The sequence below is a fragment of the Waltera acetigignens genome, from assembly GCF_025567015.1.
Taxonomy (GTDB): Bacteria; Bacillota; Clostridia; order Lachnospirales; family Lachnospiraceae; genus Acetatifactor; species Acetatifactor acetigignens.
In genome coordinates this window covers 313,885-328,425 of the sequence record NZ_JAOQJO010000001.1, presented here as the reverse complement: position 1 = coordinate 328,425, position 14,541 = coordinate 313,885, and the positions used below count along the sequence as shown (strand labels likewise).

Sequence of the window (14,541 nt, the reverse complement as noted above, 5' to 3'; positions counted from 1 at the left end):
AATGCGCAGTTGTTCTACACACATTTGATATTATAGCATAAAAAATACATTCGTCAACTACTTTTTTAATTTTTTATTATATTATGATGCCAGGGTCAAAGGTCTAAGCCCATATGAGCTTGCTCATAAGTGGGTGAAAGACCTTATGACCCGCCCCGATATGAGCATAAAAGTGGGATGATAATCCCACGATATGCGAATAGAGGGTAGGATTGTGGGAGTGCGTAGCACGGAACAATCCGTAGGCATCAAAGTCGGGGGGGGGTGATTCCGACATCATATTATAGTCTTATTTAAAAAACTTATCATAAATTCCAAACAGGAAAATAAAGATCACGATCAGGGGCAGTCCATAGGTCAGATAACCGCGCATCCAGTCGTGGACTTTTAAGCCTTTGCCGGTATTTACTTCTGCCTTATAGTTCTCCCATCCCCAGCCGTATCTGGTCACACAGAACAACAGATATACCAGAGATCCTAACGGCAGGAACAGATTACTTACCAGGAAATCTTCGAAATCCAGTACTGCTCCGCCGAAGATGGAGAAGCCGTCCCAGCTCCATACATTGTAGCCCAGTACGCAAGGTACGGACAGTACGATGATCAGGAACAGGTTCACCATGGAAGATTTCTTACGGCTGGCACCGGTCAGTTCCATACCACAGCAGATGATATTTTCAAATACCGCCAGTACTGTAGACAGAGCTGCGAACGCCATGAACAGGAAGAACAGGCTTCCCCACAGGCGGCCGTAAGGCATATTTGCGAAAATATTCGGCAAAGTAATAAAGATCAGGCTGGGCCCGGAAGTCTGATCCACCCCATAGGTAAAGCAGGCGGGGAAAATGATCAGTCCTGCGGTAATTGCCACGAAAGTATCCAGTACCACAACTCTGACGGACTCACCCATCAGGGAATGATCCTTGCCGATGTAGCTTCCGAAGATCGCCATGGCACCAATGCCAAGACTTAAGGTAAAGAATGCCTGATTCATGGCACCTACCAGTGTAGATACCACACTAACCTCCTGCATACGTCCAAAATCAGGTACCAGATAGAACTTCAGACCTTCCTTTGCTCCCGCCATGAAGAAGCTGTTGATGGCAAGTACTACCATGATGGCAAGCAGTGCGATCATCATGACTTTCGTCACACGCTCCAGACCGTTCTGCAGGCCACCGGCACATATGACGACACCGATGACTACCACCAGTACCATCCAGAACATCATGACCCCTGGATCTGCCAGCATCCGGGTAAACTGATCCGCTACCGCATCTGCGGAAAGACCGGAAAGTTTACCGGTAGCCGTCATATAAAAATAGTGTAACATCCAGCCTGCTACGGTAGTATAGAACATCATTAACAGATAACAGCCTGCCAGCGTGAAATACCCGTGGATATGCCACTTCTGTCCCGGCTTCTCCAGTGCCTGGTAAGCCTTTACGGGACTTTTCTTACTTGCTCTTCCCACAGCGAACTCCATGGTCATAATCGGCAGACCAAGGAGCACCAGAAAGATCAGATAAAACAATACAAATGCGCCACCGCCGCCCTGACCGGCCATGTACGGGAACTTCCATACATTGCCGATACCAATGGCACAGCCGGCAGACAGCAGTATAAAGCCTAAACGGGATTTCAGATTCTCTCGTTCCATTATGCGAGCTGACCCTCCAGTACTTTGGACGCTTCCGCAATCGCTGCGGGAATACCTGCGGGATTCTTACCGCCAGCCTGCGCCATGTTCGGACGTCCGCCGCCGCCACCGCCAACCAGTGCGGCAATTCCCTTGATCAGGTTGCCTGCATGGGCACCGGCCTTTACAGCACCGTCTGTTGCCATGGCGATCATATTGACCTTGCCATCCTGTGCAGAGAGCAGTACGACAACGCCTTCGCCAAGCTTATCCTTGAGCTGGTCGCCCAGGTCTCGCAAGCCATTCATATCCACACCGTCTACGCTGGTTGCCAGAAGCTTTGTTCCCTTGACTTCCACTGCCTGATCCATGACATTGCCCAGTGCGGACTGTGCCATCTTGGCTTTCAGGGATTCGTTCTCAGCATTCAGAGCCTTCAGTTCTGCCTGCATATGCTGGATCTTCTCGGTCAGAGCTGCCGGAGCTGCCTTTGCGGCTGCGGCTGCCTTATTGAAGTTCTCTTCCATAGCCTGATAGTATGCCATCACGTTGGCACCGGTCAGTGCTTCGATTCTTCTGACGCCGGCAGCGACACCGCTCTCGGACAGGATCTTGAAGTAACCGATCTCACCGGTATGCTTTACATGAGTACCACCACACAGTTCCTTCGAGAAGTCTCCCATGGATACCACGCGGACAGTATCGCCGTATTTTTCTCCGAACAGAGCCATAGCTCCGCTCTTCTTCGCATCCTCGATGCTCATGATATCGGTAACAACTGCAATATCCTCTGCGATCTTCTCGTTGACCAGAGCCTCTACTTTAGCGATCTCTTCTGCAGTCATAGCCTGTCCGTGGCTGAAGTCAAAACGGGTTCTTGCGCCGTCCTGGTAAGAACCCTGCTGTTCTACATGATCACCCAGTACGATCTGCAGTGCCTTCTGTAACAGATGGGTTGCGGAATGGTTCTTACATACGCTCTTTCTGTTGTCGGTATCCACTGCCAGCTCTGCCTTGTCTCCCACAGTAACTGTTCCGGATACGACCTTACCCACATGTCCGATGCGGCCGTCTGCGATCTTCACGGTCTCGGTCACTTCAAAAGTACCGTTTTCGGTGCGGATCACACCAAAGTCACCCTTCTGTCCGCCCATGGTAGCATAGAACGGGGTAACATCTGTGATCAGGGTACCGGTCTCTCCCTCATTTAAGATATTCACCAGTTCGGTCTCGGATGCCAGTCCTACTACTTTACCTTCTGCGGTCAGCGCATCATAACCTACAAATTTGCTGGTGATCTTGTCATCCAGTCCATCGAATACACCTGCTGCAGTGGTAAGCTTCTGGGAGAAGTTCTGTCCTTCTCTTGCCTTCTGCTTCTGCTCTTCCATGGCAGCGGCAAAGCCTTCCTCATCTACGGTCAGATTCTCTTCCTGTGCCAGCTCTACAGTCAGCTCCAGAGGGAATCCGAAGGTATCATATAAGTAGAATGCGGACTTGCCGTCGATCTCCTTTTTACCTTCACTTCTCTTCTGCTCCAGAATCTTCTGCAACTCCTTCATGCCGTTCTCCAGAGTGCTCTCGAAACGTGCGATCTCCTTCTGCAGTTCGCTCAGAATGAACTCTCTGTTCTTTTTCATCAGAGGATAACTTTCTGCATAGATCTCATCAATGTACATGGCAGCAATGTGCAGCAGCTGCTCTGTAGTCATATTCAGGGTACGTCCGTGTCTTACCGAACGACGGATCAGACGACGGAGAATATAACCGGCACCGGTATTGGAAGGAAGCAGCTTTGCTTCGTCACCGATCAGCATTACACTGGTACGCAGATGGTCTGCCAGAATACGCATGGATCTGGTCAGCTTTTCATCCGCATTGTATTTCACACCGGAAGCCTCTTCAATGTAAGCGATCACCGGGGCAAACAGGTCTGTCTGGTATACATCTCTGGTACCGTTTAAAAAGGCCAGAATACGCTCCAGACCCCAACCGGTATCCACGTTCTTCTGCTTTAAGGGGGTCAGATGACCGTCATGATGCTTCTCATACTGCATAAATACATCATTACCCAGCTCCGTGTATTTACCGCAGTCACAGCCGGGTCCGCAGTTCGGTCCGCAGTCCGGTCTGTCTGCAATATAGAACATCTCACTGTCGGGACCGCAGGGGCCGTATTCCAGTCCCCACCAGTTGTCATCGGCAGGCAGATAATATACATTCTCCTTCTTGAAACCGGAAGCGATACGGTAGTGTGCGCCTTCCTCATCTCTGGGTGCATTCTCGTCACCGGCAAATACAGTAGCAGCCAGATGGTCGGCATCAAATCCGAATACCTGTGTCAGTAGTTCGAAACTCCACTGGCAACGCTCTTTCTTGAAATAATCTCCCAGGCTCCAGCTTCCCATCATCTCGAAGAAAGTCACATGGCTCTTGTCACCTACGGAATCGATATCGTTGGTACGAACGCAGCCCTGCACATTGCAGAGTCTGGTACCCAGAGGGTGCTTCTGTCCCAGCAGATAAGGCATCAGAGGCTGCATGCCCGCTACGTTGAACATAACACCGGTGGATCCGTCAGATACCAGGGATACTGCTCCCACATCCACATGGCCACGGTCTATATAAAATTGTTTCCAAGCTTTTCTCAGCTCATCAGAAGTGAATTGTCTCATTCTCTCGGTCTCCTTGTCTAAAAATTACACCTTTCGGAAAATAAACCTACATTTCTACATTATAATGTTATCATTTCGCCGCGTCAAGGATAAAACATCACTCATCCTCGTCTTCCAGGATCTCGTTCAATGCCTCTCTGGCCTCCTCGATCTCCTCTTTTTTGCCCTTTTTCAATGCAGCCTCGAAAACAGTGATATAACGATCCAGTTCTTTTCTCCGGTCTCCCAGTGCTTCCTCATACATCCGCTCCGCTCTGAGAAGCACCAGACGGTTCTCCTCCAGGTCTCTGGGCTGGATCTTCAGGTAGGACAATTCTTCCATTCGCTTCTGGATCTCATCATCCGTCATCTGGTTGTCCTGTCCCTTGATGATCATTTTCTGGGTCAGTCCGGTGGATACCACCTTGACTTCCACTTCCAGCAGGGAATTGATGTCATAGGTGTAAGTCACATCCACGGCTTCACTGCCTCTGGGCCCCTTGGGAACATCAATGTTCAGTTCTCCCAGAAACAGATTATTTCTGGCGAAACGGCTCTCTCCCTGCAGTACCCGGACGCGCACCTTGTCCTGATTGTCTCTGACAGTGTACAACCGCTCCGTATGACTGGCGGGGATCACGGTGTTGCGCTCAATGATGGGACAGAAACGGCCGTCTTCAAATTTGCCTTCCTCGTATTCCACCACGACTTCCGTTCCCAATGTAAAGGAGCATACATCCGTCAGAATGACTTCCTTTACCTCCGCCCGGCGTTCCTTCATGGCCGCCTGGATCGCCGCGCCCAGTGCCACGGCTTCGTCCGGGTTCAGTCTTGTATCCGGGAATTTGCGGAACAGCCTGATCAGGAAATCCCTGACCACCGACAGTCTGGTGGCTCCGCCGATCAGCAATACCTCATCGATGTCCGACAGCTTCAGTCCTGCATCCGCCAGACTCTTCTTCACCGGTTCCCTGATCTTCATTAGCAGTTCTTCGCACTCTTCCTCATATTCTTTTAAGGTGATCTCTGCCGTTTTGTTCTCTTCACCCAGCATAAGTTCCATGGTCACCGCAGTCTGATCACTGATTTCCCGCTTGGCTTCTTCTGCCTTTTTATAGAGACGCACCTGTTCTTTCTCCGACAGATCCTTATAATGCAGTCCTGTCTTTTGCAGAAAAAGCTTCGACATCACTTCCGTGAAATCTTCACCGCCAAGATAATTGTCTCCGGCTACCGCCCGCACCTCCAGAATATTGTGATACAGCTCCAGAATGGAGACATCAAAAGTTCCGCCGCCCAGGTCAAATACCAGAAATCTGGTGTCTTTTTCTTTTTCGTACAGGCCGTAGGCCACCGCCGCTGCAGTAGGCTCCGAGATCATACGCTCCACCTTCAGCCCGGCCAGTTCTCCGGCCCGCTTGGTGGCTTTTCTTCTCTTGTCGTCAAAATAGGCCGGTACACTGATCACGGCCTCTGTGACTTCTTCCCCCAGATAGGCTTCCGCATCTTCTTTCAGATAACGCAGGATCATGCTGGACAATTCTTCTGGGCGGAACTTTTTGCCGGACAGGTCATAAGTGCGATCCGTTCCCATGCTGCGCTTAAATGCCTGCGCCACACTGTCGGGATAGAGGTTTCTGCGTTCCTGTGCCGTCTCCCCCACATAGACATTGCCGTTCTCATCCACGCTGACCACAGAGGGGGTCAGATGTTTTCCCAGACGGTTGGGGATGATCACAGGTCCTTCCTCCGTAAATACTGCCACCAGACTGTTGGTGGTTCCCAAATCGATTCCGACTATCATATGTTTTCTTCTCTCTTCATTTTAATTTTTTACTTCTTCCCGAACAGCCTCTGCCAGAATCCCCGTTTCTCCGGCTGCGGCTTTTCCTTGTGAAAAGCGGCTACGGCAGGATCCGTATCCTTCGTCACCTGTTCCGAATGATACCGGTGCCAGATGGCCTGCAATCCCATTCCGGGATGTTCCTGCATCTGCTCTTTCAGCCGCTCCAGTGCTTCTTTCTCCCGGCCCTTTTTCAGCATCTGCAGTATCCGTACCATCTCCAGTTCCTCGCAGGCGGGATGTACACAGCCATGGCAGAAGGAACAGTCTTTGTCCAGTTGCAGGAGCGTATCCTGTTCCTCATCGGTGGCCGTATAATATCCCGCCAGATATTCGTGTACGATCCGAAGCTTCGGATATTTCAGATACACATCCTTGCCGCTTTTATCTTCTCTTTCCATGCAGGCTTTCAGCGCCTGTGCATAGTCAGCACCTTTCTTCTTATCTCCGTACAGGATGCATGCCAGGATCAGGTCCGCAATGTCATCCTTTTTGCTGAGATCCTCCTTATTGAAGATCAGTGCCTTATCCATATTCTCGATGGCCACCTTTCCGGAACCACAGATCAGCCCATACCATCCCAGATGGAAAAAGTAATCTTCGAAATACTCCTGGGTATTCCCGGTATTTTTCCCAAGCAGTTCGATCTTCTCCGGCCACGATGTCAGAATATTTCCGGCGATCGTCTTTTCCCCGCACCAGACACACAGATCCAGCTTTTCTCCTGCCGCATCCAGTACATTGACGAATGCCTTCTCCAGAACTTTTAATCCCTCCGTAGTCTTGTCATTGCAGGCCAGACATCTGGCGAAATCCCTCATACGGTTCCGGTCCCGGTCTCCGGCACTTCCCGTCATCTCACGGTATCTCCGGTAAAACTGTTCCGCCATTTCCGTATTACCCAGCAAAAAATAAATTTCTGCCTGTTCCGCAATCAGTTCCGGCCAGGCATGATTCTGTGTTCCGCTCTTTTCATAGAAAAATACACATTTTCTCAGGCAGATCATGGCTTCATCGTATTTGCCGCGGCATCTGTGGATCCGTGCCAGTCCCTTCCAGGCAAAAGGATTGGCCGGGTTCGTGGAAAGCGCCTTTTCATAATCCGCTTTTGCCGCCTCCAGACAGCCTGCCGCATTATGAAAATCTCCCCGCTCCACCAGTAAAAATTCACAAGGGTAGGCATACAGATATTCCGTAATGATCGGAAGTCCTCTCCGGTAAAATATGGTCTTGCCCGCTTCCAGTTTGCTCAGATATTCCTTCCGGAATTTATCTATGGCGTCGTTCATCTGTTCCTGGGGAAGCCCCGTATTGGTCAGCTGCCATTCATAGGCATCCAGGATCACACTTTTGACATTATTATCCTTCGCCTGTTGTAACAATTCCTTCAGTTCCTCCGGATGTGTCAGATCCATGTACACCTTTGCCATCATTTCATAGGCCTTGACATAGGTTGGAAAAAAATTTAGACAGGCTCTGCCGTTCTGGATCACCCCTGCTGCATTCCACTGCCTCTTCGCCGCTTCCAGTTCGTTGGCATATGCAGCGTAAACCTGATAATCCCCGATCAGTTTCTGGGATATCTCCGCACAGCGTTCATACTCTTCCATCTCCACATAGATCTGTGCCTTTTCGATCAGCATACCGATATCCTTCGGTGTTCCGGTCTCGGCTTTTTCCGCTTCCGCAATGGCTTCGGCGAATTTTTCCGGCTGTACATAGCCATAAGCCCGATAGCACTGCATCCGGATCATATGTGACTGTCGGATCCGGTCTCTGTCTTTTTCCTCCTCTTCGGCATCCGTATCCCGGAGGATCTTTTTCTCCAGGCTTTCTTCCCATTGGGCTGCCGTGGAAATTGCCTTCTCATATTCTGCCGCTTCTGCCAGCAGTTTTGTCATAAGTCCCAGATATTCCTCACGCCTGTCCGCAGAAACTTTTGCTTCCAGCTCCCTGACCGTGCGGATTCCCAGATCGGTCCTGCCATCCTGCAGATAACACCAGCCCAGATCCAGTCCCAGACCGGGATCATGGTTCTGCGCATATTCCCGTTTCATTTCCCGTTCCAGTTCGGTGTTGATCTTCTGCAGTGTCTCCAGAAATGTGTCGTCTCCGCCTACGGAAAGAATCTCTTCCGCACATTTTTTTGCCTCTTTATAGTTCCCCTGCTCATAATACCAGTCCGTCAGACGCAGGTTCGCCATATAGTGTTTCGGCAGCTTCTCCCGAAGACTCTCATAAATAGCAGACGCTTCTACGCGCCCTTCATTTCTCCACAGTATTTCCGCCGTATTGTAAGCGATCAGATCATCCTCCGGATATTTTGCAGACAGTTTCTTTAACAAAGTAATGGCTTCTGCGGTCTGTCCCTTTCCTTCATAGAGGGACGCACGGCAGATCTCCATAACAGGGTGGGTAATCCCCAGAGCATCCCCACATCCGATCATCTGCTCCGCTTCCTGTAATTTTTTCTCCTGCAGCGCCTGATAAGCTCTGTCATAATATTGCAGAAACTGATCGTAATCCGCATCTTCCGCACCACGGAACTCGGAAAAATCCACTTCTTCCCCGGATTCGCACTTATGTACCATATAGCTTACAAACTGTGCCGGAAAACGCTCTCTGAAGGCCCCCGCATTCTGTACAATGTGGATTTTCTCATCCAGAAGCTTCCAGATTGCGGTCGGCAGCTTATAATGTTCCATCAGAAAACGAAGCAGATAAGTGGTGCAGTTTTCCTCTTCCTCCAGAGAAAGAAAGTCATCCGCCTCAAAAAGCGCTTTCCATTTTTCCACATCACAGCGGTCCGTAATATTCTCATAGACCTTCCGAACACCACGTACCCACTGTCCAGCCGGAGTATCGTCCTCCAGCGTCGGTTCCGCCTCCTCGTTCTCTTCTGCATCCGGCGTTCCGGCATAGCGGCAGGCCTCCTCATAAGCCATCCGCAGTCGCTTGAAGCCTTCCGGATCATCCTCCGGATTCGTTACCGTCAGCTTGTCACGATAGGCATTCTTCAGTGCCCTTTCGTCTTTTGTCTGTTCGATTCCCAGAATCTGAAACACTTCGATCGGTTCCACGCTGTCCCCTCCACTGTAAGTATCAAAGTTTTCGTACCAATAGAAAAAGATATTGAAAAGGAGCAGAAAAATCTTTCTGCTCCTGAATAGTGATCTTAGAATGTAAACTTATCTGCAAAGTAAGCATCCAGATCTTTGATAGCAACACGCTCCTGCTCCATGGAATCACGGAAACGTACGGTAACGCAGCCATCTGTCTCGGAATCAAAATCGTAAGTTACGCAGAAAGGAGTTCCGATCTCGTCCTGACGACGATATCTCTTACCAATGTTTCCTCTGTCATCAAATTCACAGTTGTATTTCTTGGAAAGCTCTGCGTAGATCTTCTCCGCACCCTCGTTCAGTTTCTTGGACAGAGGCAGCACACCAATCTTTACCGGTGCCAGTGCGGGATGGAAATGAAGCACAGTACGAACATCGCCGCCCTCTAACTCTTCCTCGTCGTAAGCTGCACACAGGAATGCCAGAACCACTCTGTCTGCACCAAGAGAAGGCTCAATAACGTAAGGGATGTATTTTTCCTTCTTCTCATCATCGAAGTAAGTCATATCCTCGCCGGAGGTATTGGCATGCTGGGTCAGATCATAATCGGTTCTGTCCGCAATACCCCACAGTTCGCCCCATCCGAAGGGGAACAGGAACTCAATATCGGTGGTTCCCTTACTGTAGAAGCACAGTTCCTCAGGAGAGTGATCACGAAGTCTCATCTCGTCTTCCTTGATGCCAAGAGACAGCAGCCAGTCACGGCAGAAGCCTCTCCAGTACTGGAACCACTCCATATCGGTGCCGGGCTCGCAGAAGAACTCCAGCTCCATCTGTTCAAACTCTCTGGTACGGAAAGTGAAATTGCCGGGTGTGATCTCGTTACGGAAGGACTTACCGATCTGTCCGATACCGAAGGGAATCTTCTTGCGGGAAGTTCTCTGTACATTTTTGAAGTTAACAAAAATACCCTGTGCGGTCTCGGGTCTTAAATAAACCGTGTTCTTGGCATCCTCGGTAACCCCCTGAAAGGTCTTGAACATCAGGTTGAACTGACGGATGTCGGTGAAGTTGTGCTTGCCGCAGGTAGGACAGGGAACATTGTGCTCCTCGATGAAATTCTTCATTTCTTCCTGGCTCCATGCGTCCACACTGCCTTCAATGGCAATGCCGTTCTCCTCACAGAAATCCTCAATCAGTTTGTCTGCACGGAAACGCTCATGACACTCCTTACAGTCCATCAGAGGATCGGAGAAACCACCCAGATGTCCACTGGCCACCCAGGTCTGGGGATTCATCAGGATCGCACAGTCCACACCTACATTGTAAGGGCTCTCCTGCACGAACTTCTGCCACCATGCCTTTTTCACATTATTCTTCAGTTCTACACCAAGATTACCGTAATCCCAGGTATTTGCCAGTCCTCCGTAGATCTCGGAACCGGGATATACAAAACCTCTTGCTTTTGCCAGGGCTACGATTTTCTCCATTGTCTTTTCCATGTCAGTACCAAACCTTTCTTGCTCTATATTTGTATTACTGTAAAGCCTATTTTTTCATCAGTATCGTAACGACACCATCGGATTGGGAGGCATCCACATACCCATCCTCTCCCATGACCACACCCTCGCTGATATATAGCACCGGATAAGGACAGTATATATATGCGCTTGCATTTGTAATGATCAGATGATTCTTTTCCAACGCCTTGTCCAGCTTCTCAGAATCCGCCGGAGTGCCGTCCGCTGCGTTTACAAGTTCCCGATTCACCGTGAGCCCCTGTGCCAGCGCTTCCACTCTGGTCCCGTAGAACAGGTCCTGTTCGTTGTACTCGGCATAACTGTCTGTATCGGCGAACTCCTGTACCACCTGCACCATGGCTCCGTCTCCCAAAGCCTGCACCGTTTTCACATTCATGGGATTCTCTGTAGCCTCTGCATGTGTGGCATTGAATTCCTCAGCCTCTTCCTCCACCATCTGTGTAAGGCCGTCCAGATTGTAGAAGTCTTTGTCAAAAGTATTCACCAGATAAGAGGTCACTTTGCCGTCCTTCTCCACCACCAGAGAGGTATTCTCTACAGTCTCGGGAAGCTTTGCCGCCTGACCGCAGCCTGTGAGGGACAGTATCAAAAGCCCCGACAATCCTGCCGTAAGAAACTTTTTTATTCTATTCTGCCTCATAAATGAGTCTCCTTTTTTGGCATCAGCCATAACCGATTTTAACATAGAGTTTTCAGTATTTCAAGACTTTTGAATGACCTGTCCATGAAACGCTTCCGATATTCCGACGCGATCTGTGAAAGTTCTGCAAGAACCTTGTCCGATACGGTAAAGGTATATAACTTTTCCACAGAACTCTCCGCTATGTAATTCAGTGCATACCGTGTGGATTCTTCCAGTTTGCGCTCCTCCGGTACTCCCGGATATTCTCCGTTGACAACGATGGCCTTCAGTTCAAAAATACTGCGCACCAGTTCATTGGGAAGTGCCGGTGCACACAAAGCCCGCAGCGACTGGTAGACCAGTTTCATCATTTCTTTCTCATCGTTGTTCTCCCGGCAGTAAAAATCCGCCACTTCCGCGAAATACATACCGTAGCATGCCCCCACGTAGTCCGTCATCAGTTCCGGAAAATAGTTTCGGATCTCTGCTTCCGATATCGTATAAGAGTTCCGTCCTTCATACAGGCGAAAAGAGCCAAAAGCAAAAGGGTTGGTCGCTGCAGCCAGCCGGTTACCGGGCTTTCTGGCCCCTCTGGCAAAAGCAGTGATCTTCCCTTTTTCTCTGGTAAGCAGGCATACACGCCTGTCATATTCACCGAAAGGTGTCTGTTTTAATACAATTCCCGTTACATACAGGGATTCCTGCATGATCCATCCTCCCCTGCGGACAGGTCTGTACGCCCCTCCGCTCTGCAATCCACCAGGGGGCTTTTACATTCCGCACCAGCCAAAAGTTCCTCCTTTCCCGCGCTCTGCAGGTATTTCAGGTAATCCTCCACTCTGCCGGTATGTTCAAATTGCTGCCAGTAATTCGTGAATTGCATCTTACGCATCCCCCTCTTCTATCAGTGTATTATCCTCTGTAAAAATAGGGTCTGCAAATTTCGTTTTTCTATTCGCCCATCTCAATGTCTTTCGGATTATATCCGAAGTTTTTCAATAAGATGTCGCTGTCTCTCCAGTCCTTCTTCACCTTCACCCAAAGCTGCAGATTGACCTTCATTTCCAGCATATCCTCGATCTCCGGGCGGGCCTGGGAGCCGATCTTTTTCAGCATTTGTCCGCCTTTGCCGATAATGATACCCTTGTGGGAATCTCTCTCACAGATGATCGTGGCCTCGATGTCACAGATCCGGCCTCTCTCCTTCATGCTTTCCACCGTCACGGCAATACCATGAGGAATTTCTTCGGACAAAAGTCTCAGAGCCTTTTCACGGATCAGCTCCGCCACGATCTGACGCATGGGCTGGTCGGTGATGGTATCTTCATCATAAAATGCCGGGCCGTAAGGCAGATATTTTAAAATACACTGGATCAGCACATCCGTGTTGTCTCCCTTCAGTGCGGACACCGGAACGATCTCCTGGAAATCCAGTTCTTTGCGATAGGTATCGATGAACGCCAGGATCTCTTCCTTTTTCACGGTATCCGTCTTGTTGATCACCAGAATCACGGGAGTCTTGGTCTTCTTCAGCTGCTCAATAATATGACGTTCTCCGGCACCGATAAAGTTTGTGGGCTCCACCAGCCACAGGATCACATCCACGTCGTTCAATGTATGCTCCGCAACATTGACCATGTAATCGCCCAGCTTGTTTTTCGCCTTATGGATACCGGGAGTGTCCAGAAATACGATCTGTCCCTCGTCCAGTGTCAGCACCGTCTGGATACGGTTACGGGTGGTCTGGGGTTTGTTGGATGTAATGGCAATCTTCTGTCCGATCAGTCGGTTCATCAGTGTGGACTTTCCTACGTTGGGACGTCCGATCAGTGTGGCAAAGCCGGATTTGTATGCCGGATTTTCGTTCATTATTATTTCTCCTGTTCTTGTCTTTTTCCCTGACACTTTTCTGTCAGCCGCCGGTCCGTCCGGCTTATCTTATAGATTCTCACTCATTGCTGTTTTGTGTGGCTACCGTATTCTCTGCTGTATTCTCTGCCGTGTTCTGCAAAGTCTTCTGCATTCTTGCTTCCTCTTCGGCGAATTTTTTCTGTTCCTCCGCCCGGATCCGCTTCGTGCGCTTCTTGATCTTTTTCAGGATCAGTACAATGATCACGATCACGATGGCCCAGATCACCAGATAGGGGATATGGATCACGAACCAGATGGCTGCTTCCTTAATACCCTCGCCGATACTCTTTAAGCTGTCCATAAATCCTGCAGAAATACGTTCCCATGTGGTCTCTTCCTCTACCGGAGTATAGACCTCTACTTCATCAATATAGAGGTATACAGTGCTGTAGTCAACCTGATTATCATAACTTCTCAACTGGGATTCCATACTTTCCAGCTGGTATCTCACATCGGACAGGCGCTGTTCGATGGTAATGATGTCTTCGATGCTCTCCGCCTGTTCCAGCAGCTGCAACAGTCTCTCCTGTTCCGTCTGCAGGGCATCCCTGTGACTTTGCAGATCCACATAGGTCAGTGTCACATCCTGTACATTCTCCGAACGACTGGTCACATTGCCCAGCTCTGAGACCGTATTTTGGAACTCCTCCAGTCTGTCCTTCGGGATGCGGATGGTCAGATTGGCATTCCTTGTAGAACGATAACTATAATATGTACTGCCGTTATAGGCATCCAGACTTTCGATATAGCCGCCGAGCTCTGTTACTTTATTCTCTACCGCGCTTAACAGCTTATCATACTCCCTGGTCTCGACATCCATATTCACGGTCTTGATCAGTTTCCGGTCTGCTATGGCTGCAGTCTCCTCAGGCACTGTAGTACTTGTGTCCTGAGCATTTCCTGCGGAATCGTACCCTTCTGTCATGCCAAATCCATCTTCATAAGCGGACGCCTCCGGTGCAGCTGCCTCCTTGGAAGCAACAGCATAATCCGCATCCATGAGATCACTGATTCCGTAACTGCCGTTCGATGAGCTGCCGCAGGCGGTCAGCGATAATATCATGCCGGCAGTGAGCACCCCTGTAATGATCTTTGTTTCAAAATTTCGTTTTTTCATAACCCTCTCCGTTCTGCGGACGGCATCCTGACAGCCTGTCGGATCCGCCTGCTGTTGACTTTTTATTGTTCACCTCTATAAACGAAATAATATCACAAAAGTTCTTTATTTATTTGATCTTTTTACGATTCAGAACCACTTTTGCAAAATCG

Annotated in this window: 10 protein-coding genes; all 10 read right to left on the bottom strand. The window is 49.6% G+C overall.

Translation table 11 applies throughout. The features are described 5' to 3' along the window. Positions 1 to 289: 289 nt before the first annotated feature. A complete protein-coding gene (locus OCV96_RS01490) occupies positions 290 to 1,660 on the bottom strand; it encodes a sodium-dependent transporter (RefSeq protein WP_262593307.1) in 1,371 nt (456 codons plus the stop codon). After that, complete coding sequence (gene alaS / locus OCV96_RS01485) at positions 1,660 to 4,314, bottom strand: alanine--tRNA ligase (RefSeq protein WP_262593306.1); 2,655 nt, start codon at positions 4,312 to 4,314, stop codon at positions 1,660 to 1,662. The genes OCV96_RS01490 and alaS overlap by 1 nt, the downstream gene beginning before the upstream one ends. 97 nt (positions 4,315 to 4,411) lie before the next feature. Then, positions 4,412 to 6,097, bottom strand: coding sequence for an Hsp70 family protein (locus tag OCV96_RS01480; RefSeq protein WP_262593304.1), 1,686 nt, complete (start codon positions 6,095 to 6,097; stop codon positions 4,412 to 4,414). A gap of 29 nt (positions 6,098 to 6,126) precedes the next feature. Beyond that, positions 6,127 to 9,216, bottom strand: coding sequence for a tetratricopeptide repeat protein (locus OCV96_RS01475; RefSeq protein ID WP_262593303.1), 3,090 nt, complete (start codon positions 9,214 to 9,216; stop codon positions 6,127 to 6,129). Between the two features lie 95 nt (positions 9,217 to 9,311). Next, a complete protein-coding gene (locus OCV96_RS01470; protein WP_117464948.1) occupies positions 9,312 to 10,700 on the bottom strand; it encodes a glycine--tRNA ligase in 1,389 nt (462 codons plus the stop codon). 46 nt (positions 10,701 to 10,746) lie between these two features. Next, complete coding sequence (locus tag OCV96_RS01465) at positions 10,747 to 11,379, bottom strand: hypothetical protein (protein ID WP_262593301.1); 633 nt, start codon at positions 11,377 to 11,379, stop codon at positions 10,747 to 10,749. 38 nt (positions 11,380 to 11,417) lie between these two features. Continuing rightward, a complete protein-coding gene (gene recO / locus OCV96_RS01460) occupies positions 11,418 to 12,068 on the bottom strand; it encodes a DNA repair protein RecO (protein WP_022313378.1) in 651 nt (216 codons plus the stop codon). Beyond that, positions 12,047 to 12,244: a hypothetical protein gene (locus OCV96_RS01455; RefSeq protein ID WP_262593300.1), complete on the bottom strand. Its 198-nt coding sequence runs from the start codon at positions 12,242 to 12,244 to the stop codon at positions 12,047 to 12,049. Before OCV96_RS01455 ends, recO begins: the two co-directional genes overlap by 22 nt. Before the next feature lie 68 nt (positions 12,245 to 12,312). Next, positions 12,313 to 13,230 (bottom strand): GTPase Era, encoded by a 918-nt coding sequence (gene era, locus OCV96_RS01450; RefSeq protein ID WP_022313376.1) that lies wholly within the window; start codon positions 13,228 to 13,230, stop codon positions 12,313 to 12,315. A 79-nt stretch (positions 13,231 to 13,309) separates the two neighbouring features. Continuing rightward, a complete protein-coding gene (locus OCV96_RS01445; RefSeq protein ID WP_118503321.1) occupies positions 13,310 to 14,389 on the bottom strand; it encodes a DUF4349 domain-containing protein in 1,080 nt (359 codons plus the stop codon). Positions 14,390 to 14,541: the final 152 nt, after the last annotated feature.

What these genes read in the sequence shown, in the direction of transcription:
- alaS (WP_262593306.1), bottom strand. Translation starts at nt 4,314, where the DNA reads ATGAGACAATTCACTTCTGATGAGCTGAGAAAAGCTTGGAAACAATTT.
- OCV96_RS01455 (WP_262593300.1), bottom strand. Translation starts at nt 12,244, where the DNA reads ATGCAATTCACGAATTACTGGCAGCAATTTGAACATACCGGCAGAGTG.
- OCV96_RS01465 (WP_262593301.1), bottom strand. Translation starts at nt 11,379, where the DNA reads ATGAGGCAGAATAGAATAAAAAAGTTTCTTACGGCAGGATTGTCGGGG.
- OCV96_RS01490 (WP_262593307.1), bottom strand. Translation starts at nt 1,660, where the DNA reads ATGGAACGAGAGAATCTGAAATCCCGTTTAGGCTTTATACTGCTGTCT.
- recO (WP_022313378.1), bottom strand. Translation starts at nt 12,068, where the DNA reads ATGCAGGAATCCCTGTATGTAACGGGAATTGTATTAAAACAGACACCT.
- OCV96_RS01445 (WP_118503321.1), bottom strand. Translation starts at nt 14,389, where the DNA reads ATGAAAAAACGAAATTTTGAAACAAAGATCATTACAGGGGTGCTCACT.
- OCV96_RS01480 (WP_262593304.1), bottom strand. Translation starts at nt 6,097, where the DNA reads ATGATAGTCGGAATCGATTTGGGAACCACCAACAGTCTGGTGGCAGTA.
- OCV96_RS01470 (WP_117464948.1), bottom strand. Translation starts at nt 10,700, where the DNA reads ATGGAAAAGACAATGGAGAAAATCGTAGCCCTGGCAAAAGCAAGAGGT.
- era (WP_022313376.1), bottom strand. Translation starts at nt 13,230, where the DNA reads ATGAACGAAAATCCGGCATACAAATCCGGCTTTGCCACACTGATCGGA.